21 protein-coding genes and 4 tRNA genes are annotated in these 20,270 nt (G+C 71.6%); 13 read left to right on the top strand and 12 right to left on the bottom strand.

Features of this window, described 5'->3' with window-relative positions; translation table 11 throughout:
- Positions 1–33: 33 nt before the first annotated feature.
- Together BLV01_RS24145 and BLV01_RS24140 are read right to left on the bottom strand one after the other, a co-directional pair.
- Positions 34–831, bottom strand: a complete 798-nt coding sequence (locus BLV01_RS24145) for a DUF2145 domain-containing protein (protein WP_175486241.1) — start codon at positions 829–831, stop codon at positions 34–36.
- Positions 832–973: 142 nt separating this feature from the next.
- Positions 974–1,324 (bottom strand): hypothetical protein, encoded by a 351-nt coding sequence (locus BLV01_RS24140; RefSeq protein ID WP_139179167.1) that lies wholly within the window; start codon positions 1,322–1,324, stop codon positions 974–976.
- A gap of 203 nt (positions 1,325–1,527) precedes the next feature.
- On the opposite strand from BLV01_RS24140, the gene BLV01_RS24135 reads away from it, so the two are divergent.
- Positions 1,528–2,268, top strand: a complete 741-nt coding sequence (locus tag BLV01_RS24135; RefSeq protein ID WP_091806298.1) for a helix-turn-helix domain-containing protein — start codon at positions 1,528–1,530, stop codon at positions 2,266–2,268.
- Positions 2,269–2,506: 238 nt separating this feature from the next.
- On the opposite strand, the gene BLV01_RS24130 is transcribed toward BLV01_RS24135, so the two are convergent.
- The 10 genes from BLV01_RS24130 to hemA form a co-directional block, all read right to left on the bottom strand.
- Positions 2,507–2,800: a hypothetical protein gene (locus BLV01_RS24130; RefSeq protein WP_091806295.1), complete on the bottom strand. Its 294-nt coding sequence runs from the start codon at positions 2,798–2,800 to the stop codon at positions 2,507–2,509.
- Positions 2,801–2,819: 19 nt separating this feature from the next.
- A complete protein-coding gene (gene ppk2 / locus BLV01_RS24125; protein ID WP_091806292.1) occupies positions 2,820–3,605 on the bottom strand; it encodes a polyphosphate kinase 2 in 786 nt (261 codons plus the stop codon).
- Positions 3,602–3,997 (bottom strand): helix-turn-helix domain-containing protein, encoded by a 396-nt coding sequence (locus BLV01_RS24120; protein ID WP_091806345.1) that lies wholly within the window; start codon positions 3,995–3,997, stop codon positions 3,602–3,604. Before BLV01_RS24120 ends, ppk2 begins: the two co-directional genes overlap by 4 nt.
- A gap of 5 nt (positions 3,998–4,002) precedes the next feature.
- Positions 4,003–4,521, bottom strand: a complete 519-nt coding sequence (gene moaB / locus BLV01_RS24115) for a molybdenum cofactor biosynthesis protein B (RefSeq protein WP_091806289.1) — start codon at positions 4,519–4,521, stop codon at positions 4,003–4,005.
- A gap of 169 nt (positions 4,522–4,690) precedes the next feature.
- Entirely contained in the window at positions 4,691–6,391 is a 1,701-nt protein-coding gene (locus BLV01_RS24110) for a GAF domain-containing protein (protein ID WP_175486240.1), read from the bottom strand.
- Positions 6,388–6,933: a biliverdin-producing heme oxygenase gene (locus tag BLV01_RS26520; RefSeq protein ID WP_175486239.1), complete on the bottom strand. Its 546-nt coding sequence runs from the start codon at positions 6,931–6,933 to the stop codon at positions 6,388–6,390. Before BLV01_RS26520 ends, BLV01_RS24110 begins: the two co-directional genes overlap by 4 nt.
- Before the next feature lie 240 nt (positions 6,934–7,173).
- Positions 7,174–8,844: an O-linked N-acetylglucosamine transferase, SPINDLY family protein gene (locus BLV01_RS24105; protein WP_091806342.1), complete on the bottom strand. Its 1,671-nt coding sequence runs from the start codon at positions 8,842–8,844 to the stop codon at positions 7,174–7,176.
- A 62-nt stretch (positions 8,845–8,906) separates the two neighbouring features.
- A complete protein-coding gene (locus BLV01_RS24100) occupies positions 8,907–9,365 on the bottom strand; it encodes a GNAT family N-acetyltransferase (RefSeq protein WP_091806284.1) in 459 nt (152 codons plus the stop codon).
- Between the two features lie 186 nt (positions 9,366–9,551).
- Positions 9,552–10,637: a peptide chain release factor 1 gene (gene prfA / locus BLV01_RS24095; protein WP_091806281.1), complete on the bottom strand. Its 1,086-nt coding sequence runs from the start codon at positions 10,635–10,637 to the stop codon at positions 9,552–9,554.
- A gap of 67 nt (positions 10,638–10,704) precedes the next feature.
- Positions 10,705–12,030 carry a glutamyl-tRNA reductase gene (hemA, locus tag BLV01_RS24090; protein ID WP_091806278.1) on the bottom strand — a complete coding sequence of 442 codons (1,326 nt, stop codon included), beginning with the start codon at positions 12,028–12,030 and terminating at the stop codon, positions 10,705–10,707.
- A 161-nt stretch (positions 12,031–12,191) separates the two neighbouring features.
- Here hemA and BLV01_RS24085 point away from each other — a divergent pair, with 161 nt between their 5' ends.
- The 12 genes from BLV01_RS24085 to BLV01_RS24030 all read left to right on the top strand — a co-directional run.
- A complete protein-coding gene (locus BLV01_RS24085) occupies positions 12,192–14,012 on the top strand; it encodes a tetratricopeptide repeat protein (RefSeq protein ID WP_254782758.1) in 1,821 nt (606 codons plus the stop codon).
- A 125-nt stretch (positions 14,013–14,137) separates the two neighbouring features.
- Entirely contained in the window at positions 14,138–14,779 is a 642-nt protein-coding gene (gene lolB / locus BLV01_RS24080; protein WP_091806275.1) for a lipoprotein insertase outer membrane protein LolB, read from the top strand.
- A gap of 73 nt (positions 14,780–14,852) precedes the next feature.
- Positions 14,853–15,731: a 4-(cytidine 5'-diphospho)-2-C-methyl-D-erythritol kinase gene (gene ispE / locus BLV01_RS24075; RefSeq protein ID WP_091806337.1), complete on the top strand. Its 879-nt coding sequence runs from the start codon at positions 14,853–14,855 to the stop codon at positions 15,729–15,731.
- A 66-nt stretch (positions 15,732–15,797) separates the two neighbouring features.
- Positions 15,798–15,874 (top strand) — tRNA-Gln (locus tag BLV01_RS24070).
- Positions 15,875–15,976: 102 nt separating this feature from the next.
- Positions 15,977–16,936 carry a ribose-phosphate diphosphokinase gene (locus BLV01_RS24065; protein ID WP_091806272.1) on the top strand — a complete coding sequence of 320 codons (960 nt, stop codon included), beginning with the start codon at positions 15,977–15,979 and terminating at the stop codon, positions 16,934–16,936.
- Between the two features lie 95 nt (positions 16,937–17,031).
- Positions 17,032–17,691, top strand: a complete 660-nt coding sequence (locus BLV01_RS24060; RefSeq protein WP_091806269.1) for a 50S ribosomal protein L25/general stress protein Ctc — start codon at positions 17,032–17,034, stop codon at positions 17,689–17,691.
- A gap of 60 nt (positions 17,692–17,751) precedes the next feature.
- A complete protein-coding gene (gene pth, locus BLV01_RS24055) occupies positions 17,752–18,330 on the top strand; it encodes an aminoacyl-tRNA hydrolase (protein ID WP_091806265.1) in 579 nt (192 codons plus the stop codon).
- Between the two features lie 166 nt (positions 18,331–18,496).
- Positions 18,497–19,588: a redox-regulated ATPase YchF gene (ychF, locus tag BLV01_RS24050; protein WP_091806263.1), complete on the top strand. Its 1,092-nt coding sequence runs from the start codon at positions 18,497–18,499 to the stop codon at positions 19,586–19,588.
- 125 nt (positions 19,589–19,713) lie between these two features.
- Positions 19,714–19,799 (top strand) — tRNA-Tyr (locus tag BLV01_RS24045).
- A 107-nt stretch (positions 19,800–19,906) separates the two neighbouring features.
- A tRNA-Gly gene (locus tag BLV01_RS24040) sits at positions 19,907–19,980 on the top strand.
- A 32-nt stretch (positions 19,981–20,012) separates the two neighbouring features.
- Positions 20,013–20,088, top strand: a tRNA-Thr gene (locus BLV01_RS24035).
- A 72-nt stretch (positions 20,089–20,160) separates the two neighbouring features.
- Positions 20,161–20,270: GTP-binding protein (locus BLV01_RS24030; RefSeq protein ID WP_137835413.1), on the top strand; the 110-nt coding region annotated here is incomplete at its 3' end.

Genomic DNA, 20,270 nt, shown 5'->3' with positions numbered 1-20,270 from the left:
AGCGGAATCCGGTTGCGCGCGCACCGGTACCGCCTACAGCGCGCCCGGCCGCTCCATCGCCCGGCCGTTGCGCCATTCCTGCTGCGCCTGCACGTGGCCGCTGCGGTCGAGGTACTCGATGATCGAGCGCACCGTCACCACCGGATAGTCGCCGCCGAGCCGGGTCGAGACCGGGTGGTCGGTGAAGGCGACATTGGCGCTGAACAGACCGCCGAGCAGGCGCTTGGAATAGGGAATGTGGACGCGGTCGGCGCGGAAGCCGTCGCGCTGCGCGGCCGCGAACGCGGCGTTGCGGCTGGGCGCCGGCGTCTGCGCCAGCGCCGCGCCGACGGTCTCCAGCACCCACGCGGTCGAGTTCTGGTAGTCGGCGCTGCCCGGCCGCGCGATCAGGTTGTAGTGCGGCTGGTGCAGCGCATCGCGCGGCAGCGCGCGCAGGCGTTCGGCCAGGCGCCGGGCGAGCTCGGGTTCGAGCCAGACGATGCGCGCGTCCTGGTTGACCAAGTCGTCCGCGAAGAAATTGACCAGGCCCTGGCTGTAGAGATTGGAGCGGTCGCTGCCGCATTCGTTGAGCAGGTGCACCGCGGTCCAGCGGCCGCCGGGATGGTCGCGCACGACGAAGCCGACGTGGCTATAGACCAGCCCCTGCGCCGACAGGTCGCTGCCGACCCGCGCCACCAGCGCCAGCGGCGCGTCGCGGCGGTCGAGCGCATCGGCCACGGTCAGCGCGGTCTGGGCGGCGTCGGCGAGCTTGCGCGGCGCCAACGGTTCGCTGCCGCACCCGGTGCCCGCACGTCCCTGTGCGGGCAGCAGCCCCAGCATCGCCGCCAACATCGCCGCCGCCAGCGTCCTGCCGAACGCGGCCGATGCCCGGGCGCTCGCTTGCGCAGCGCATCCCTGCGCGGCGCGTCCTTGCGTCCTTGCCTTGCCCGCCCGCTGCCTTCCCATCGCCTCGTCCATGGCGGGCCCGCTCCTCTCAGCTCAGCCGGTGGCTGTGCAGGTGGCGGCGCGCGCGCTCGTCGGGCACGAAACAGAACACGTGGCCGGCGGCGTCGCTGATCAGCCAGCCGGCGGCGACCGCGGTGATCACCACCGAGGCGCCGACCGACAGGCCGAGGTTGCGCGCCTGTTCGGCCGAGAGCTTGACCACCAGCGAGGTGCCCGCGCCGACCGCGGACACGGTCACCGCGACCGCGTTGCCGCTGGCCTCGATCGCGGTGACGGAAAACTTGGCGCCGGCCGAAAGGGCGTGGGCGGCGGCCACCGGTACCTCGACCGAGGCGTCCAGGCTGGTCGCCGATTGCCGGCTGGCGGCATCGGATTGCACCGCCGCGCGTGCCGGCATCCCTGCCGGCAGCGCAATGGCGGCGACGCAGGCCGCAGCGAGGAGGAGCAGGCGTTCGGCAATCCTTGGCATTCGTGCCACCTCGTGGGGACCTGCGGCCTACCTTCCCGGCGGCTCCGGGGGCTGGCAAGAATCATCGACAAGGTCTCTCGGTTTTCCCTGCGAGGTAGCGTATTTTGCTACCCATGGCCCTCTCACTCGAACTCGTCGACGCCCTCAAGCGCTTCCTGCGCGCCCAGGACCTTACCTACCGCGACCTCGCCGGCCGGCTCAAGCTCAGCGAGGCGGCGGTCAAGCGGATGTTCTCGCGGCGGGCGATGAGCCTGGCGCGGCTGGAGGAGATCTGCGATGTGCTCGACATCGGCCTGGCCGAGCTCAGCGCCGAGGCCGGCCGCGGCCGCGCGCCGATGGCCACGCTCAGCGAGGCGCAGGAGCAGGCGCTGGTCGACGAGCCGGCGCTGCTGCTGGCCTTGTTCCTGACCTTGAACCGCTGGCGCCAGGCCGACGTGCAGGCCCACTTCAACTTCGACGACGCGCGCTGGACCGGCCTGCTGGTGCGGCTGGACCGGCTCGGCATCATCGAACTGATGCCCGGCAACCGCGGCCGCCCGCTGACCGCGCGCAACTTCCGCTGGCGCGCCGACGGGCCGATGGAGCGCTACTTCCGGCTCAAGCTGCTGCACGATTATTTCGCCGACCCGTTCGACGGCGAGCAGGACGTGTTGCTGCTGCTCAGCGGCTCGTTGAGCCCGGCCGGCATTCGCCAGCTCAAGCAGCGGCTGGGCGAGGTCGCGCGCGAATTCGACGCCTTGCTGGCGCGCGATGCGGCGCTGACCGCGCAGGAGCGGGTCGGGGTGAGCCTGGTGCTGGCGCAGAAGCCGTGGCTGCTGCAGTTGTTCCAGCCGTACCGGCGCTCGCAGGGCTGAGGCCCCGGCTCCCGCGCGCGACCGCTGATTTTCCGTAGGAGCGACGCGAGTCGCGACCAACCGAAGCGACGCACGCAAGCGCTACTTCCCGAAGCCGACGCCCCACCCACAGTGCTTCACTGTAGGAGCGACGCGAGTCGCGACCGCGGCAACGCAACTGCGGCGCAACGTCCGGCGCAGCTGCGTTGCCGCGGTCGCGACTCGCGTCGCTCCTACAAAGATCGACCGGCGGTCGCGCTCAGCCGAACTCGGCGCTCGGCGCGATCGCCTTGCGCGCGAACATCGCCTCGGGGACCTCGACGAATTCCATCCGGTACGGGCCGCCGAGCTCTTCGGGCTTGAGCTGCGGGAACCGGCGGTAGAGCGGGGCGGTCACGCTCAGCAGTTCGCCGGTCACCCGGCCGAGGTCGGCGCACAAGGCGCGGAATTCCTCGTGCGGCATCTGCGGCTGCAGTTGCAGCAGGTGCCGGTTGAGCGTGGCGTTCATGCTCGCCAACAACAGGCTGGTGCGTTCGGCCTGTTCGCGGTCCATATCGCCTCCGGTGATGGGATCAGCCTTTGTCGCCCGATTTGCCGCCGATGGGCTTGAGCGCGCCGTATTTCTCCTTCGCCGGCTTGCCCTTGAGCGGCGGGAAGTCGAGCTTGGCCGGCGCGACCTCGGTGTCGGGCAGGCGCGAGAGCAGGTCGCGGATCAAGGTCAGCCGGCCCTGGCGCTGGTCGTTGAAGTCCACCAGCGTCCACGGCGCGTGCTTGGTGTGGGTGGCCTCGAGCATGGCCTCGCGGGCGCGGGTGTAGTCGTCGTAGTGGGCGCGCGCCTGCAGGTCGATCGGCGACAGCTTCCAGCGCTTGAGCGGGTCGCCGAGGCGTTCGGCGAAACGTTCTTCCTGTTGCGCCTGGTCGCAGCACAGCCAGTACTTGAACAGCACGATGCCGTCGTCGACCAGCAGCTTCTCGAACACCGGCACCTGCTTGAGGAAGGCCTTGACCTGTTCGGGCTTGGCGAAACCCATGACCTGCTCGACGCCGGCGCGGTTGTACCAGCTGCGGTCGAACAGGGCGATCTCGCCGGCGGCCGGCAGGTGCGGCGCGTAGCGCTGGAAATACCACTGCCCGGCCTCGCGTTCGCTCGGCTTGGACAGGGCGACGATGTGGCATTGGCGCGGGTTGAGGTTCTCCGAGATCGCGCCGATCGCGCCGCCCTTGCCGGCGGTGTCGCGGCCTTCGAAGATCACCATCAGCCGCTTGCCGCTGTGCTGCAGCCAGCGCGCCATCGCCGCCAGCTCCAGTTGCAGCGGTTCCAGCTGCGCTTCGTATTCCTTGCGCTTGAGCTTGCTCATCGGGCGGCCTTCTTGCGGGCGGAAGCCTTCTTCGTCGGCGCCTTGCGCGCGGCGCGCGGCGCGGCGCCGCGGCGGGTGCCGGCCATGCTCGCGGCGACTTCCAGCAGGGCGCCCTGCTGGCGGGTGTCGAGCGCGCGGTAGGCGGCGAGCAGATCGTGCTCGCCCTGGGTGCGGGCCGGGTCCAGCGTGCTGGCCAGTTCGGCCAGCAGCGCGCCGGCGGGGACGCCGAAGGCGCGCGCGAGCGCGTCGAGCTGGTCGCGGCCGGGCAACTTCTCGCCGCGCAGCCAGGCGCTGACGGTGTTGGCGCCGGCGCGCGGGATCGCGGTGGCCAGGTCGGTCACGCTCAGGCCGCTGGCCTTGGCCAGCAAGCGCAGGGTGGTGTCCAGCGACATGCGCATCACTCCTTGAGGCGGGGACGCAGGGTGGCGAGGTTGCACGGCCGGGTGCGCGCGTCGAGCTGCGCGCTGACGATCTTTTCCCAGGCGGTGCGGCAGGCCGAGGTCGAGCCCGGCAGGCAGAACACGAAGGTGGCGTTGGCCAGCCCGGCGAACGCGCGCGACTGCAGGGTCGAGGTGCCGATCTCGTCGAAGCTGATCGCGCGGAACAGTTCGCCGAAGCCCGGCATTTCCTTGTCCAGCAGCGGCAGCAGCGCCTCGGGGGTGGAATCGCGGCCGGTGAAGCCGGTGCCGCCGGTGACCAGGACGCCGTCGACGGCGTCGTCGGCGATCCACTGCGACACCGCGGCGCGCAGCTTGTAGCGGTCGTCCGGCAGCAGCTTGCGTTCGACCAGGCGGTGGCCGGCGTCGGTCAGCGACTGGATCAGGTAGTCGCCGGAGCTGTCGTTGGCGAGGGTGCGGCTGTCGGAGACGGTCAGCACGCACAGGTTCAGGGGGATGAAATCGCGTTCTGCGGTCATGCCGCCGAGACTAGCGCAAACCGGCGGCGGCCGGGACGGCGGCGCCGCGAAGCGTGCGCGCGCGCCGGCCGCGGGCGCGACCGGGGTCTGCGCCGAACGTGCGAACCGGCGTGAACCGACGCGAGGCGGGCGAACCGATGCGGCTCAACCGCGGACCTGCTGCGCAGGCTCAGCCGGCGGCGCGGCGGCCCGCGTCGGCGGGCACGGCGAGCGCGGCTTCCATCGCCGCGATCGCCTCGTCCAGTTGCGTGCGCTGGGAGGCGTCCAGGTGATCGGCGGCATCGGCCAGCAGGTTGGCCAGCCGCTGCAGGCGCCGGCGGTGGCCGTGCAGGTCCAGGCGCACCAGGCGGCCGCCGGTTTCGCCGTGCGCGGCCTCGCGCGGCGCGCTCGCCGGCAGGTGGCGCGACAGCATCAGACGCAGGCGTTCGGCGCGCTCGGCGTCTTCCTCCGACCACGGCTCGGCGGTGCCGCGCACGGTCTGGTTCCATTCGGCGAAGCTGGTGCGCGGGCCGATGGTGAGACGGCCGGCGTCGAGCTGGTAGGCGTCGGCGGGCGAGCCGGCCCAGCGCACGTGTTCGACTTGTTCGTTGCGGAACAGCAGCAGCCAGCCGCCCGCGCCGGCGTCCAGCGGCGCGGCGAACAGGCCGGCCGGCCCGTGGTCGGCCGCGTTCCAGTCCGCGCGCTCGGCGGTGCCGGCGGCGGCGTGGCGCGCGTGCGTGCGCGCCCAGGCCAGGGCCGGGGCCAGGATCGTCGGGTCCAGCTCGGCGCCGGCCAGCAGCGCATCGTCGCCGGCGATCAGCGCCGCGCCGTCGGCGGCCAGCGCGCCCAGCAGCGCCTCGGGCTGCTCGCGCAACGCCGCGAACGGCGACGGCGCGTGCGCCAGCGCCTGTTCGAGGCGGTGCCGATGCAGCCGCGCGGCGGCCTCGGCGGCGCCGATCTGCTTGAGGTTGCGGGTGCCCAGCAGCAGCGACACGTAGCGCCCGAACACGTCGGCGGCGATGCGCTCGCGCGGCCCGACCGCGCGCGGCTGCGGATGGTGGCAGGCGATCAGCCCCCACAGCCGGCCGTCGACGATCAGCGAGATCGACATCGACGCGCGCACGCCCATGTTGCGCAGGTACTCCAGGTGGATCGGCGAGACGCTGCGCAGCACGTCGAAGCTCATGTCCAGCGGCGCGGCGTGCGCCGCGGTGCGCACCGGCACCGGCGTGTAGCCGGCGTCGGGGATCACCCGCACGCGGTTGGCCAGGTACAGCGCGCGCGCCTGCGGCGGGATGTCGGAAGCGGGAAAGCGCAGGCCCAGGTAGGAGCTGAGTTCGCCGCCGAGGGCCTGCGCCACGACTTCGCCGGAATGGTCGTGGCGGAACGCGTAGACCATGACCCGGTCGTAGCCGGTCAGCGCGCGCACCTGTTCGGCGACGGCGTGGAAGAACGGCGCCGTCTGCGCGCCGGCTTCGAGCCGGGCGATCATCGCGTGGGCGTCGAGCGGATCGGCGCTCTCGCGCGCGGCCGGTTCCAGCTCCACATGGATCAGCTGCGCGCGCACGTGCACCGAAAGATGGTGCAGCTCGCCCCAGGCGCCGGCGTTGACCAGGCCCGCCAGGCGCGGGAAGTCGCCGGGTTGCGAGGCCGCGGCGCCGGCCCGGATCAATTCCAGCGCGTGCGCGTCGAACCATTCGTCGATGGGCTGGTCGAGCAAGGCCTGCGCCGTGGTGCCGAACAGGTCGCCGGCGTTGTCGGACGCCGCGGCGATCGCACCGGTGCGCGGCGCGAACGCGAGCAACGCGCCGTGCGGCTGAATCGCGCCGCTGAGGTGGATCGGCTCGCGCGCGCAGGCTTCGTAGGCCGCCTGCAGCTTGGGATCGGTCACGCAGACTCCTGTTCGGTCATGGCGCCGGCGACCACGCCGAACGCGTAGCGGGCGCCGCGCACGGCGTCCTCGCGCAGCGGGCCGTCGAGCGTTTGCAGTTCGGCGAGCAAGCGCGGCCAGCGGTCGCCCGGCTGGGCGTGATGGCGCAGGAACGCGAGCGGCACGCCGGGATCGCGCAGGCGCAGGCGTTCGGCCGCGCGCAGCAACACCCGCGCGCCTAGCGCCGAGCCCTCCAGCACGTAATGCGCGCCCATCCAGCACGAGGCCGGCAACGGCGCCAGGCCGCGCGCCAGCGGCAGCACGCCCAGGCCGCGCAGGTCCTGGTACAGCAGCGCCTGGCGCTGCGGATCGAACCATTCGGTCCACGCCGAACGCGCGTCCACCGCCGCCGGCGGCGGCGCCAGCAGTTCCACCAGCGACAGCATGCCGAGCAGATAGCGGGTGTAGCCGTGGCGATCGTCGAGGCTGCCGGCCACGACCCGGTCGAGGTCCTGGTGCTGGCGTGCGGTAGCGGTGCGCAGTTCGAGGTGGAGCGTGTTCAAGGGCGGTCCGGCGAACGGCGAAAAGACGGCCAGTCTACCCATCGGTCCGCGCCTCGCGAGGAGGGCGCGCACCGCTGCGCCGAGGGGCTGAATAGTTCAGTTCCATGCTGCGACCGTAGCCACGGCAACGGTCGGCCGGCGTGAACGGACGGTCCAGGCGGCGTTAACCGCAGCGGGCGCGCGCCGGGTGCGTGCGCGCCGCGCGCGCGTCCGCTGGGCGCCCGCGCGTTCGGGCCCGGCTCAAGGCCGCGCCGGGCCTTGCAGGATCGCCGGTGCCTCGCCCTTGCGTTGCCGCCGCGCCATCGCCAGGGTCATCGCGGCGAAGTCGACCGCGAAACCGTCCATGTCGAACACGCCGCTGTCCGCGCGCCGCGCCGCCAGTTCCGCGCGCAACGCCGCCAGCGCGGCGGGGTCGTTGCCCAGCGCGACCGCGCGGGCGACGAAGGCGGCGTCGTCGGCGACGTTCATGGGGGCCAGGCCGAGATGGTGGTTGAGGCTGCCGGCCACGCGCGCGGCGAAGGTCGCGCCGGGCACGGTCAGTACGGGGCAGCCGGCCCACAGCGCGTCGGAGGCGGTGGTGTGGGCGTTGTAGGGATCGGTGTCGAGGAACAGGTCGGCGTGGCGCAGGCGCGCCAGGTAGTCCGGATGCGGCTGCTTGCGCATGAACACCAGCCGCGCCGGATCCAGCGCGCGGCCGGCGGCGAACTCGCGCAGGCGCGCATCGGCGTTGCCGGGGCCCGACAGCAGCCACAGCACGCTGCCGGGCACGCCGCGCACAACCTCCAGCGCGCGCGCCACGCTGCGCGGGTTGAGCTTGTAGCTGTTGTTGAAGCAGCAAAACACCACGCCCTGCGCCGGCAGGCCGCAGGCGGCGCGGTCCGGCGGTTCGGCGACGACACGCGCGGTATCGGAGGGCTGGAAGCAGCGCGGCAGCCAGGCCGCGGTCTCGCTGAAGTCCGCGCTCATCGATTCGGGCAGGACGAAGCGGTCGGCCAGCACGTAGTCGATCCACGGCGCCGCGCTGGTGCCGGGGTAGGCCAGCCAGTTGACCTGCACCGGCGCCGGTCGCATCGCCAGTACCTCCGGCGCGCCGCCGCCGCCCCAGCCGCGCAGGTCGAACAGCACGTCGACGCCGGCGCGGCGGATCGCGTCGGCGACCATGGCGTGCGGCTGTTGCGCGACGTCGTGCAGGACCTCGGCGGCCGCGCCGAGGCGGCGCCGGATCGGGCTGCCGTCGTCGCGGTTGAGCGCGAACAGGTGCAGTTCCAGCCCGCCGCGGCGACGCAGCGCCTCGAACAGGGCGACCGTCAGCAGGCCGGTAGGATGGTTGCCGAAGCCGTTGGACAGGAAGCCGGCGCGCACCGGCGCCTGCGCGTCGCGCGCCGGCGCCGGCGGCAGCGGCCGCACCGCGCGCGCGATCACCGCGGCGCGCAATGCGGCGCAGCGGCGTTGCTCGGCGGCGCTGGCGTCTTCGCTGAGGAACGCGAACGGTTCCACCGAGGCTTGCGCGCGCGCCACCGCTTCGCGCACCTGCTGGGCGAGGCGGTCGAGATCGCGCCAATCGCACAGCCGCCGGCGCCAGGCCAGCAGGTACGACGCCAGCTGCGGCTCCTGCGGCGCCAGCGCGTAGGCGTGGGCATAGGCGGCGAGCGCGCCTTCGGCGTCGCCGACGTCTTCCAGCGCGTGCGCCAGCCACACCGCGATGCCCGGGTGCTGCGGCGCCGCGCGCGCCGCCGCGCGCAGGCTTCGCACCGAATCGTCGCGGCGGCCGAGCATCCATTGCGCGCGGCCCAGCCGCGCCAGCGCCTCGGGATGGCCGGGCCGCAGCGCCAGCGCGCGCCGCGCGGCGGCCTCGCCGGACGCGGCGTCGCCGGCGTCGAGTTCGTGTTCGGCCAGCATCACCCAGCCCATCGCGTCGTCGGGACGGGCGCGCAGGGCCTGGCGCAGGGCGGGGCGCGGATCGGCCACGGCGCTCAGGCCTGCGCCAGCGGCAGTTGGTAGCGCTGGGTGCCGTCGAAGCGCTGCCAGCCGGCGGCGGCGTACAGCGCCTGGGCCTGGGCGTTGTCGTGGTCGGTTTCCAGTTCCAGGCGCGCGGCGCCGTCGGCGCGCGCGAACGCGGCGGCGGCGTCGAGCAGGACGCGGGCGACGCCGCGGCGGCGCGCATGCGCCTCGACGAACAGATCGTTGAGCACCCACACCCGCGCCGCGCGCACCGAGGAGAAGGTCGGGTAGAGCTGGACGAAGCCGGCACCGTCGGCGCCGTCGAGCGCGGCCAGCAGGATCGCCGAGTCGCCGCGCGCCAGGCGCTCGCCGATGAAGGCGCGCGAGACCGCCGCGTCCTCGCGCTGGGTGTAGAAGTGGCGGTAGCGGTCGAACAGCGGCGCGATGAGGTCCAGGTCGGCGGAGCTGGCGCGGCGGACGGTCGGGCTCATGCGGGAGTCGGCGCGGTGGGGGAGGGGCGATTATGGCCGGCGGACGAGGCCAACGTCATGACCGCCGCGAATCTGCGCGATCGCCCCTGCAGGCGCGGCGCGAGCCGCGACCGCGCCACCGCGCTTGCGTCGTATGTGTGGTGTCGCGGTCGCGGCTTGCGCCGCGCCTGCAAAAGGCGACCGGGGTTACGCGTTCGCCGACAGCCGCGCCAGTTCGTCGGCCTGGTGCTCGTGCAGCAACCGCCCGATCAGGCCGTCCAGGTCGCCGGCGATCACGTTCGGCAGGTCGTACAGGGTCAGCCCCTCGACCCGGTGGTCGGTGATGCGTCCCTGCGGGAAGTTGTAGGTGCGGATGCGCTGGCTGCGGTCGCCGCTGCCGACCTGCAGGCGCCGGTCCTGCGCCTGCGCGGCGGCGGCCTTGGCCGCGGCGGCGTCGGCCAGCATCGCCTGCAGGCGCTTGAGCGCCTTGTCGCGGTTGGCGTGCTGGCTGCGCTCGGTCTGGTTCTCGACCACCACGCCGCTGGGAATGTGGGTGATGCGGATCGCCGATTCGGTCTTGTTGACGTGCTGGCCGCCGGCGCCGGAGGAGCGGAAGGTGTCGATCTTCAGGTCGGCCGGATTGATCTCGATCGGCTCGCCTTCCGGCTCCACCGCGATGATCGCCACCGTCGCCGCCGAGGTGTGGATGCGGCCCTGGGATTCGGTCTCCGGCACGCGCTGCACGCGGTGGGTGCCGGATTCGAACTTGAGCCTGGAATACGCGCCGCGGCCTTCGACCCGGGCGATGATTTCCTTGTAGCCGCCGTGCTCGCCGGGATTGGCCGACTCGACCTCGACCTTCCAGCCCTGGCGCTCGGCATAGCGCGAATACATGCGGAACAGGTCGCCGGCGAAGATCGCCGCCTCGTCGCCGCCGGTGCCGGCGCGCACTTCCAGGTACAGGTCGCCGTCGTCGCGCGGGTCCTGCGGGATCAGGTGCGCCATCAATTCGACGTCGAGCCGCTGCAAGCGTTCCTGCGCCGAGGCGATCTCTTCCTCGGCCAGTTCGCGCAGTTCCGGATCCGCGCGCATCGCTTCGGCCGCGGCCAGGTCGGCCTTGGCCTGCGCCTCGGCGGCCAGCGCCAGGGCCACCGGCTGCAATTGGGCGAACTCGCGCGAGCACTTGCGGAAACGCTGGTTGTCGCCGATCACGCCGGGGTCGGCGAGCAGGCGTTCGAGTTCTTCGCGGCGTTCGGCCAGGGCTTCGAGTTTGCGGCGCAGGCTGGGGGTCATGGAGCCGGGAGTCGGGAATGGGGAATAGGGAATCGCAACAGCGGCAACCTCGGCGGCGCAGGCCGCGCTAACGGTCGTGCAGCGATTCGGCGTCCGCCGTTGCGCCTTGCCCGATTCCCGGTTCCCCCTTCCCGGTTCCCTCCGCGCCGCTCGCGGCGGGGAACAGCTTGTCCGCCGCCCGCGCCAGCTCCGGATTGCCGGTCAACGCCGCCTCGCGCAGCGCGATCGTGGGCGCGTGCAGCAGGCGGTTGGTCAGGGTGTGGGCGAGGAAGTCCAGCACCTCGGCCGGGTTCTGGCCGGCGGCGAGCTGCGCGCGCGCCTTGGCCAGCACTTCCTCGCGCGCGGCTTCGCCGTGATCGCGCAGGCGCTTGATCGGCGCGGTGCGGGTGCTCGCCGCCAGGGTCTCGACGAAGCGCGCCACCTGCAGCTCGACGATGGCCTCGGCCTCGGTCGCGGCCTCGCGGCGGCTGCGGCGGTTGTCCTCGATCGCGCGTTCCAGGTCGTCCACGGTGTACAGGAATACGTCCTTCAGGTCGGCCACGTCGGCGGCGATGTCGCGCGGCACGGCCAGGTCCAGCAGCAGCATCGGCCGGTGCTTGCGCGCGGCCAGCGCCGCGGCGACCTGCGGCTTGCGCAGGATCGGCTCGCGGCTGGCGGTGGCCGACAGCACGATGTCGGCCTCGGCCAGGTGGCGTTCCAACTCGCTCAGCGGCAGCGCCACGCCGCCGTGGCGGGTGGCCAGGTCCTGGGCGTGGGCGAGGGTGCGGTTGGCGATCAAAAGGCGCTTGGCTTTGGCCTGGACCAGATGGCGCGCGGCCAGCTCGACGGTTTCGCCGGCGCCGACCAGCAGCACGCTGGAGTCTTCCAGGCGGGCGAAGGATTCCTGCGCCAGCCGCACCGCGGCCGAAGCCACCGAGACCGGGTTGGCGCCGATGCGGGTGTCGGTGCGCGCGCGTTTGGCGGTCGAGAACGCCTGCTGGAACAGCCGGTCGAGCTGGCTGCCCAGGGTGCCGGCGCCGCGCGCGGCGGCCCAGGCGTCCTTGACCTGGCCGAGGATCTGCGGCTCGCCGAGCACTAGCGAATCCAGGCCGGTGGCGACCCGGAACAGGTGGCGCACGGCCTCGGCGTCGCGGTGGCGGTAGAGGTAGCCGTGCAGGTCGCCGGCATCGTCGGGATGGCTGGCCAGCCAGTCGGCCAGCGCGCGGCCGTCGTCTTCGGCGACCGCGTAGATCTCGGTGCGGTTGCAGGTCGACAGCAGCGCCACCTCGCGCACCGGCGCCAGCGCGCGCAACGCCGCCAGCGCCGCCGGCACCGCATCGCCGGCGAACGCCACCCGTTCGCGCAGGCTGACCGGCGCGGTCTGGTGGTTGAGGCCGAGGACGTACAGGCTCATGGACGGGGGCGTCGCGCTACCGGCGGCCGCGCGCGCGCGGCCGTCCCGCGGCGGCGGGAAAGTTCCATCGGACGGCGGCGTGCGCGGGACATCGGTTCAGGCGCTTGCGATAAGCTGCGGGCTGCTGAAGGCCGCCATTCTACCGGCCCACTGGTCCCCCCGTGTCTTCCCACGATTCGATTTGCTCGATCGGTCCGATAGGCAGCGCCGAAGACAAGCCCCAGCCCAGCCGCGCGCACGCCCGCGCCGGCCGCCGCGCGCGCCGCGCCGCGGCGCTGTTGCTGGCCGTGTGCGGCTGGGGCGCCGGCGCCGCCAGCGCCGCGGCGCCGGCCGCCGAGCCCAGCGCGGCCGCGCTGGCCGCGGCCCGCGCCACGATCCAGGCGCAGGCCGCCAAGGACCCGGTCGGGGCCTCGCTGGAGCCGCTGCTGGCCGGCGAATTCGCCCTCCAGGCGGGCAAATTGAACGAGGCCGCCGGGTCCTACCTGCAGGCCGCGCGCGCCGCCAGCGACCCGGTCCTGGCCGAGCGCGCCACCACCATCGCCCTGGTCGCGCGCCAGGACGCGGTGGCGGCCGATGCGCTGGCGCTGTGGCGCAAGCTCGGCGGCCAGGGTTCGGTCTATGCCGCGGCCGAGGCGACCCTGTCGCTGCGCCGCGGCGACGAGCGCGCCGCGCTGCGCCAGCTCAACGCGCTGATGGCCTCCGAGCCCGACACCGGCTGGCGTCAGGCCCTGGGCGTGCTCACCGCCGGTTCCAAGGACCCCAAGCAGACCGCGCGGATGGTCGAGAAGATCGTCGCGGGCGGGCGCCTGCCGCCGCGCAACCTGATGGCCTGGGTCGCCTTCGGCGGCCTGTCCCAGCGCCTGGACCAGCCCAAGCTCACCGACCGCATCGTCGAGGAAGTGGTCAAGCGCTTCCCCGGCGAGCCGCGGGTGGCACTGCTGCGGGTCAGCCAGATGCGCGACGAGGGCAAGAGCGAAGACGCCGCCAAACTGCTGGCGACCCTGGTGCCGCTGGCCGACGGCGACAACAACCTGCGCGCGCTGATCGCCGAGCAGTACGAAGGCCTCAACGATTTCCAGAACGTCGCCGCGGTGCTGGCGCGCGGCCCGCAGGACGACCAGACCTACGCCTTGCGCGCGTCCTACCTGGCCCGCGCCGACGACAAGCCCACCCTGACCGCGCTGTACGACGAACTCAGCGCCAGCGCGACCAAGCCCGATCCGGCCCGGCGCCTGCTGCTGGGCCAGCTGGCCGAATACCTGGAGCGCTACGACGAAGCGCTGGGCTGGTACCGCGGCGTGCCCGGCGGCCCGCAACGCGAACTGGCGCGGCTGCGCGCGGCCAACATGCTGCACAAGCTGCAGCGCGCCGACGAAGCCTACGGCGCGCTGCGCGCGATCCAGTCCGACGCCTCGGCCGAAGACGACACCCGCCGCGACGCCTACATCCTGGAAGCCAACCTGCGCGCCGAGGACAACAACGCCCGCGGCGAGAACGAGGCCTTCGCCCGTGGCCTGGCGGCGTTCCCGGACGAGCCGGAGATCCTCTACGCGCGCGCCCTGAGCTGGGAGCGCCGCGACGACGTCGCCCGCGCCGAAGCCGACTTCCGCCGCATCCTGGTCGCCGAACCCGACAGCGTCGCCGCGCTCAACGCGCTGGGCTACACCCTGGCCGACCGCACCAACCGCTACCAGGAAGCGCTGGAGCTGATCGAACGCGCGCGCGCCGCCGAGCCGGACAACGCCGCCATCGTCGACAGCTACGGCTGGGTGCTGTATCGCCTGGGCCGGGTCAAGGAAGCCGAAGTCGAACTGCGCCGCGCCCTGACCATGCAGAAGGACGCCGAGATCGCCGCGCACCTGGCCGAACTGCTGTGGGAAACCGGTCGCCGCGACGAAGCGCGCAAGTATTTCGAGCAGGGCCGCAAGATCGACGCCGAAAACCGCTCGCTGCAGCGGGCGCTGAAGAAGTACGGGCTGTGAGCGGATCGGTCGTGCGGGTGGTCGCCGCGGGCCGCGGATGCGGCGCGAGCGGGTCGAACTCGGGCGGGGCGGCTGCAAACGTGCGTGCCGATGGCGCCACCGCGAAGGTGGGCGCCGCAGCTTCGATGCGGCTGTGCGCCGGGCTGATGCTGACCGCCTTGCTGGCCGCCTGCGCCGGCCCCGGCGTGCGTCCCGGCGCACCGGCGGGGCAGGCGGTGCCGGCCGCGGACGCGGCCGAACGCGAAGCCGCGCGCTCGGCGCGCGTGCGCGCCGCCGGCGACTGGTCGCTGAGCGGCCGCATCGCCGTGTCCAACGCCGGCAAGGGCGGCAGCGGCCGGATCGAATGGAGCCAGCGCGGCGCCGGCTTCGATGTCGCCTTGAGCGCGCCGGTCACCCGCCAGAGCTGGCGCCTGGCCGGCGCGCCCGGCAGCGCCCGGCTGGAGGGGCTCGACGGCGGCCCGCGCGAAGGCGCGGACGCGGCCGAACTGCTGTTCCAGGCCACCGGCTGGGACATTCCGGTGGCCGCGCTCGGCGACTGGCTGCGCGGCTTGCCCGCGGGCGACGGCGGCGACGCCCGGATCGCGCCCGGCCCGGACGGCCGCCCGCAGTCGATCGCCCAGGGCGGCTGGACCATCGCCTACGAATGGCCCGCCCGCGGCGACCTGCCCTCGCGCCTGGACGCGCGCCGCGACTCCGCGCGGGTGCGGCTGATCGTCGACCAATGGCAGGGCGCGGCATCCGAGGCCGCCGCGGCCGCGACGCCCTGAGCCGCATTGCCCGGGCCGCGACCGATCCCCTGAACCGAACCCGGACGGCGCGGCCGTCCCAGCGATGCCGATGATGTCCCACGATTTCAACGATCCCACCTGGTCGGCGTGGCCGGCCCCGGCCAAGCTGAACCTGTTCCTGCGCATCGTCGGCCGCCGCGCCGACGGCTATCACCTGCTGCAGACCGTGTTCCGTCTCCTGGATTGGGGCGACACCATCCGCCTGCGGCCGCGCGCCGACGGCCGCATCGTCCGCCACGGCGGCTCGGTGGCCGGCGTGGCCGAGGCCGACGACCTCACCGTGCGGGCAGCGCTGGCCTTGCAAAAATCCGCAAATTGCGGACAAGGTGCCGATATCGTCATCGAAAAGCGCATTCCGGCCGGCGGCGGTTTCGGCGGTGGCTCGTCCGACGCGGCGACCGTGCTGGTGGCCCTGGACGCGCTGTGGGGCACCGGCCTGGACGTCGAAACCCTGGCCGCCCTGGGCCTGAGCTTGGGCGCCGACGTGCCGGTGTTCGTGCGCGGCGACAATGCCTGGGCCGAGGGCGTGGGCGAGGACCTGCGCCCGGTCGCGCTGGCCCCGGCCTGGTACGTGCTGGCCGATCCCGGCGTCCACGCCCCGACCGCGGCGCTTTTTCAATCCGCTGAATTGACGCGAGATGCCGCGCCCGCGACAATGTCGGACTTCGTTTCGGGTAGACCGCTCGGGAATGCGTTCGAGCCGGTGCTGCGCCAGCGCGAGGCTGCCGTCGAGGCCGCCTTCGCCGCCTTGGCGCGGATCGGCCCGCCACGCCTGACCGGGTCCGGCAGCGGCTGTTTCGTCGAGTTCGCCACGCGCGAATCGGCGCAGGCGGCGCTGGCGGAACTGCCGCCGGGCCTGCGCGCCTGGACGGCGGCCGGGGCGCAGCGTTCGCCGCTGCGCGCGGCGCTCGAAGCCCGCCGGCGCGGCTGAACCGCAGGTTGGTTCCCGTCGCGCGGCAAGTTCGGTTCCAACTCGCGTTGCAAACAGGTTTTCCGCAGGGGCGTCGCCAAGAGGCCCAAGGCACCGGGTTTTGATCCCGGCATTCGTAGGTTCGAATCCTACCGCCCCTGCCACACACAAGGGATTGGAGATTTGGGATTCGCGATTCGCAAGCGCGCCGCATCGCCGCCTTGAAGAATCCCGAATCCCAAATCCCGAGTCCCGGTCTCAAGACAGTGCAAAACGATCGCAACCTGCTGGTTTTCAGCGGCAACGCCAACCGCCCGCTCGCGCAGGCCGTGTGCAAGGAGCTGGGCATCCGGCTCGGCAAGGCCCTGGTCGGGCGCTTCTCCGACGGCGAAGTGCAGGTCGAGATCGAAGAGAACGTGCGCCGCCAGGAGGTGTTCGTCATCCAGCCGACGAACGCGCCGACGGCCGAGAATTTCATGGAACTGCTGGTGCTGATCGACGCGCTCAAGCGCGCATCGGTGGCCAGCGTGACCGCGGTGGTGCCGTACTTCGGCTACGCCCGCCAGGATCGCCGCCCGCGCTCCTCGCGCGTGCCGATCACCGCCAAGGTCGCGGCCAAGATGTTCGGCGCGGTCGGCGCCGACCGGGTGCTCACGGTCGATCTGCACGCGGATCAGATCCAGGGCTTCTTCGACATCCCGGTCGACAACGTCTACGCCTCGCCGCTGCTGCTCGCCGACATCTGGCGCGCGCACGGCACCGACAACATGGTCGTGGTGTCTCCGGACGTCGGCGGCGTGGTGCGCGCTCGCGCGATCGCCAAGCGTCTGGACGATGCGGACCTGGCGATCATCGACAAGCGCCGTCCGCGCGCCAACGTCGCCACGGTGATGAACATCATCGGCGACGTGGCCGGCAAGACCTGCGTGCTGGTCGACGACATCGTCGACACCGCCGGCACCTTGTGCGCCGCCGCGGCCGCGCTGAAGGGGCAGGGCGCGTTGAAGGTCGTCGCCTACTGCACCCATCCGGTGCTGTCGGGTGCGGCGATCGACAACGTGATGAAGTCGCAGCTGGACGAGCTGGTGGTGACCGACACCATCCCGCTGACCGCCGCGGCCCGCGCCACCGGCCGCATCCGCCAGCTCAGCGTGGCCGAGCTGTTGGCCGAGACGATCCGCCGCATCGCCTTCGGCGAGTCGGTCAGCTCGCTCTACGTCGACTGATCCACCCCGATTCGTTTCAAGGCTCATCTGGTCGCGGATGAGCTTCCCCGCCGCCGCGAGGCGGTTCCAACGCTGTAACCATCGAGTACACGCAAATGTCCGAACACACCATCAAGGCCACTGGCCGCAATGTCGAGGGGAAGGGTGCGAGCCGCCGCCTGCGTCATGCCGCCAGCATCCCGGCCATCGTCTACGGCGGCAGCGCCGCTCCGCAGCCGATCCAGCTCGAGCACGAGAAGATCTGGCTGGCCAGCCAGCACGAGTGGTTCTACTCGTCGATCCTGAACCTCGACGTCGACGGCAAGGTCGAGCAGGTCCTGCTGCGCGACATGCAGCGCCACCCGTTCAAGCAGATCATCATGCACCTGGACTTCCAGCGCGTTGACGCCAACCAGGCGCTGCGCGTGGCGGTGCCGCTGCACTTCCTCAACGAAGACAAGTCGCCGGCCGGCAAGTCCGCCGACGTCGTGGTCACCCACGAGCTCAACGAAGTCGAAGTGTCCTGCCTGCCGAAGGATCTGCCGGAGTTCATCGAGATCGACCTGTCGGAGCTGAAGGTCGGCGACATCGTCCACCTGTCGGAACTCAAGCTGCCCAAGGGCGTCGAGATCCCCGAGCTGAAGCTGGGCAAGGAACACGATGTCGCCATCGTGATCGCCAAGCACGGCAAGGAAGAGGCCGAGGCCGCCGAAGACGCGCCGGCCGCGGACGTGCCGGCGGCCAAGGTCGCCAAGAAGGACGAAGACAAGAAGTGATCGCCGGCCGGCGCGCCGTGACCGGCGCGCCGGTCCGCGTTTGCGGACTGTCCTGAGTTCATGGCGGGATTGCGCCTGATCGTCGGCCTGGGCAACCCCGGCGCCGAATACACCCGGACCCGGCACAACGCCGGGTTCTGGTTTGTGGACGCCTTGAACGAGAAGTTCGGCGGCCGCTTCGGCCTGGAGTCCAAGCTGTTCGGCGAGACCTCGAAGATCGAGATCGCCGGCAAGCCGGTGTGGCTGCTCAAGCCGGCCACCTTCATGAACCTTTCCGGCAAGTCGGTCGCGGCCGCCTTGCGTTACTGGAAGATCGAGCCCGACGAAGCGCTGCTGGCGCACGACGAGCTCGACCTCGCCCCCGGCACCGTCCGGCTCAAGTTCGACGGCGGCCACGGCGGCCAGAACGGCCTGCGCGACACCATGCAATTGCTCGGCCACGGCAAGTTCCACCGCCTGCGCGTGGGCATCGGCCACCCCGGCCACAAGGACAAGGTCACCCCGTGGGTGCTCGGCCGTCCCGGCAAGGACGACGAGGCCACGATCGCGCGCGCCATCGACGAGGCCATCGACGTCATGCCGCTGGCGGTGCAGGGCAATTTCATGGATGCGATGACGCGGTTGCATACCGCGAAATGAAGCGGAAGCCGGGAATCGGGCAGGGGGAACGCAGGTTCGCCGCCCCGGAATTTCCGTCCCCGCCGACAAGATTTTTTGCCGGGATCTGCACGCTCGCAGCGATACGCGCGGTTCGGCGCGCGGCTCCCATTCCCCAACCCTAGATCTATTCCCGGAATCAGCACCCATGGGCATCAAATGCGGCATCGTCGGCCTGCCTAACGTCGGCAAGTCGACCCTGTTCAACGCGCTGACCAAGGCGGGCATCGCCGCGGCCAACTTCCCGTTCTGCACCATCGAGCCCAACGTCGGCGCGGTGCCGGTGCCGGATCCGCGCCTCAACGCGCTGGCCGAGATCGTCAAGCCGCAGAAGCTGATCCCGACCGCGGTCGAGTTCGTCGACATCGCCGGCCTGGTCGCCGGCGCGGCCAGCGGGCAGGGCCTGGGCAACAAGTTCCTGGCGCATATCCGCGAGGTCGATGCGATCACCCACGTGGTGCGCTGCTTCGAGCACCCGGACGTGATCCACGTCAACAACAAGGTCGATCCGATCGCCGATATCGAGACCATCGATACCGAGCTGGCGCTGGCCGATCTGGAAAGCGTCGAGAAGGCCTACCAGCGCGCCGAGCGCTCGGCCAAGACCGGCGACAAGGAAGCGATCGCGCGCAAGGAGGTCCTGGACCGCGTGCGCAAGGGCCTCGACGCCGGCACCCCGGCGCGCGCGCTGAACCTGTCGGAAGACGACAAGGCCGCGCTGCGCGACCTGTTCCTGCTGACCCTCAAGCCGGTCATGTACGTGGCCAACGTGCTCGAGGACGGGTTCGAGAACAACCCGCACCTCGACGCCGTGCGCGCCCGCGCCGTGGCTGAGGGCGCCCAGGTGGTGCCGGTCTCGGCCGCGATCGAGGAAGAGCTGAGCCAGCTCGACGACGCCGACCGCGACACCTTCCTGGCCGACCTGGGCCTGGCCGAGCCAGGCCTGAACCGCCTGATCCGCGCCGGCTACGCCCTGCTGGGCCTGCAGACCTACTTCACCGCCGGGGTCAAGGAAGTGCGCGCCTGGACGGTCCGGGCCGGTTCGACCGCGCCGCAGGCCGCCGCGGTGATCCACACCGACTTCGAGAAGGGTTTCATCCGCGCCGAAACCATCGCCTACGACGATTTCATCAAGTACAAGGGCGAGTCCGGCGCCCGCGACGCCGGCCGGCTGCGCCTGGAAGGCAAGGAATATCGCGTCCAGGAAGGCGATGTCTTGCACTTCCGGTTCAATGTTTGAGTAGACTACGCGCCCCGCTGCCGACCGTTGCGACGCGCCGGCGGCGGGGGCGAAAAAAATCCCGCAAGATTTCGTGAAAGTGCGTTGACAAGCTGAAGATCGCACTTCAAAATTACGGGCTCTTCGGAGGGATACCCAAGCGGCCAACGGGGGCAGACTGTAAATCTGCTGGCTTACGCCTTCGGTGGTTCGAATCCACCTCCCTCCACCAGGTTGGCCGGTGCGACGATCGGTTCATCGATACGGCGCGCAGGCAAAGCGGCAAAGCTCCAGGTATCTGAAGCTGTAGGTTCCAACGCTGTATTGGCGGTACGCGGCGCGGGAGTAGTTCAATGGTAGAACCTCAGCCTTCCAAGCTGATGGCGCGGGTTCGATTCCCGTCTCCCGCTCCATTGAACAGCCGTCCAGCGCAGCAAAAAGTTTCGCTCACGTAGCTCAGTCGGTAGAGCACCTCCTTGGTAAGGAGGAGGTCGAAGGTTCGATTCCTTTCGTGAGCACCATCTCCAAGCGATACCCGGCTGCTTTACCGACAGCCAACGCGACACATAGACCAAACACGAGAAGCGATAGCCATGGCCAAGGGTAAGTTCGAGCGCACCAAGCCGCACGTGAACGTCGGCACGATCGGTCACGTCGACCACGGCAAGACCACGCTGACGGCCGCTCTGACCAAGGTCGGCGC

The sequence above is a fragment of the Lysobacter sp. yr284 genome (assembly GCF_900107375.1).
Taxonomy (GTDB): Bacteria; Pseudomonadota; Gammaproteobacteria; order Xanthomonadales; family Xanthomonadaceae; genus Lysobacter.
The sequence above is the reverse complement of the archived record's forward strand: the minus strand, read 5'-3'. Positions and strand labels throughout refer to the sequence as shown.